1 protein-coding gene and 1 pseudogene are annotated in these 2,190 nt (G+C 49.9%); both read left to right on the top strand.

All coding sequences use genetic code 11. The features are described 5' to 3' along the window. The first annotated feature begins 1 nt into the window (after position 1). A complete protein-coding gene (locus tag ALO43_RS22700) occupies positions 2-565 on the top strand; it encodes a glutathione S-transferase (protein ID WP_054998100.1) in 564 nt (187 codons plus the stop codon). Between the two features lie 540 nt (positions 566-1,105). Next, positions 1,106-2,190, top strand: a pseudogene (locus ALO43_RS22695) (aldehyde dehydrogenase family protein); the annotation flags it as partial.

Genomic DNA, 2,190 nt, shown 5'->3' with positions numbered 1-2,190 from the left:
CATGCGTGCACGCATGGCATTGCATTACGCAGGCTGCGTGGTGGATGTCCATGAAGTCAGCCTGAAAGCCAAGCCCGCCGAGATGCTGGAGCGATCGCCGAAGGGCACCGTCCCGGTTCTGGTGCTTGAAGACTGGGTGATCGAGCAGAGCCTGGACATTATGCGCTGGGCACTTGCCCAACAAGACCCTGATGACTGGCTATTGGCGAATGATCCCCAAGGGCCAACGCAAATCGCAGCTTTGATCACAGAGAATGATGAGGTCTTCAAGCTGCATCTGGACCGCTATAAATATTCGGTGCGCTACCCCGAGCACTCACCGCAACATTATCGCGAGCAGGGTGAAGTGTTCCTGCAAATCCTGGAACACCGACTGCAATCGCAAAGGTTTCTGGTCAGCGAACACCTGACACTGGCCGACGTCGCCATCGCCCCTTTCATACGACAGTTTTGCTTTGTTGATCCGGAGTGGTTCGAACAAAGTCTGTACCCTGCCCTGCGAGCCTGGTTGCAGCGGTTATTGCGGTCTGAGTTATTTGCAGTCGTGATGAGCATCAAGGTGTGATGAGAACGACAACTTATTAATTCATGCATCGTCATTAGCGCGAGACAATGCGGAATTTGACAGATGGCAGCACGTGACCTATTTTATTTCCGTGAAATGCATCGATCGACGAAAAACGCTCATGCAATTCCAAGCAGGCTCAGGGAGCCATATGCTTACAAGGAGCGGTGGGTACAGAGTGTTCACTATCTGTTACCTATCAGTAATAGAGGAAAGCAAATTTATTTAGAATAGATTTGCCAGTGTTTGGTTGTGACCTTTCTATGCCTTTGATACGCACCTGCGCACGCTTCAATAAACATGCCCACCCAGGCAACGCTCCGGCTGATGGCCGCGCTGCGAGCAGCCTTCTCCGCTGTATTTTATTTGCATTTACATTCTCCCCTCATCCTTAAAAGTCTGATCCGTTATCAGAGAGCTGCTGCGGTGCCGACAATCGATTGGGTAGTTTGCCTTGCCTGATGTCTTTGAGCACCCCTCTCAAACTGGGCGTCATCGCACCGAACATATTTACTGATTGGTTACACAGGAGTCCGCATCATGTGGTGGAAGCATATTGCCCAAAAAATTCAGGAAAGAACTGCCGACGATAACAGTATCGTTGCAATGGGCGCAGGTTTCGGCCCCTCAGGGTTCCCCCACATAGGCACGTTATGTGAAGTGCTGCGGGTAAGCATTGTGAAGACAGCATTTGAAAGACTTTCGGGTAAAGAAACTCGCCTGTTTATTATCTCCGACGACATGGATGCATTAAGGAAGATACCTGCGACTTTCCCAAAGACTGTGTCCCTTGAAAATTACCTGGGTGTACCTTTATGCGACATAGCCGATCCCTTTCAGCAAGCGTCCAGCCTATCAGCAGGTATCAATAAGCGTCTCGACAGCGCATTAGCGCCTTACACACTCGATTATCAATTAATTGAGAACAGCTCACTTTATCGGTCGGGCTACTACAACACGACGATCAGAAAATTCCTGCTGCAGATGGACACGCTCAATCAGGTCATTGCCTCACGCCTCGGGGTGAACCGTAGAAAAAGCTACAGCCTATTTATGCCCATCTCGCGTCATTCTGGCCGTGTCATTGAACACCTTGTCATCCAGAGCGTGGATCTGAGCCGTGGAGAGATTGTCTATACCATTCCACCTGACTTACTGATCAATCGCCCTGGCGAAGAATACAGCATCACATCTCAGGAATACTATGCAGACGAACCGATTGGCGAGAACATCACCGTTTCTGTACTGGACGGTCACTGTAAATTGCAGTGGAAAGCCGATTGGGCTATGCGATTGATCCACCGTAATACCGCTTTTGAAATGCATGGCGAGGACCTGACAGACTCAGCCAATACGGTGCGTGATATCTGCAAGGTCTTAGGTGTACAACCTCCACTTCTGATGAGGTACGGCCTGTTCACAGATATGACTGGGCATAAAATATCCAAGAGCAAAGGTAATGGTTTCTCGCTGAATCAGGTCAGCCGCTACATGCCAGAAGAAGCGCTGCAACATTTCATGTTCAACAACCCTTATCGGACCACTCGATTCCACCCTGAGGTTTCTGTAAAGGCATATGACAGCTACCGTGCTGACCATGCACGCCTAGGGATTCTCCGAACAAG

Source organism: Pseudomonas tremae (assembly GCF_001401155.1).
Lineage (GTDB): Bacteria > Pseudomonadota > Gammaproteobacteria > Pseudomonadales > Pseudomonadaceae > Aquipseudomonas > Aquipseudomonas tremae.
The sequence above is the reverse complement of the archived record's forward strand: the minus strand, read 5'-3'. Positions and strand labels throughout refer to the sequence as shown.

Coding starts and splice junctions, on each gene's coding strand:
- ALO43_RS22700 (WP_054998100.1), top strand. CDS start 2: ATGCGTGCACGCATGGCATTGCATTACGCAGGCTGCGTGGTGGATGTC.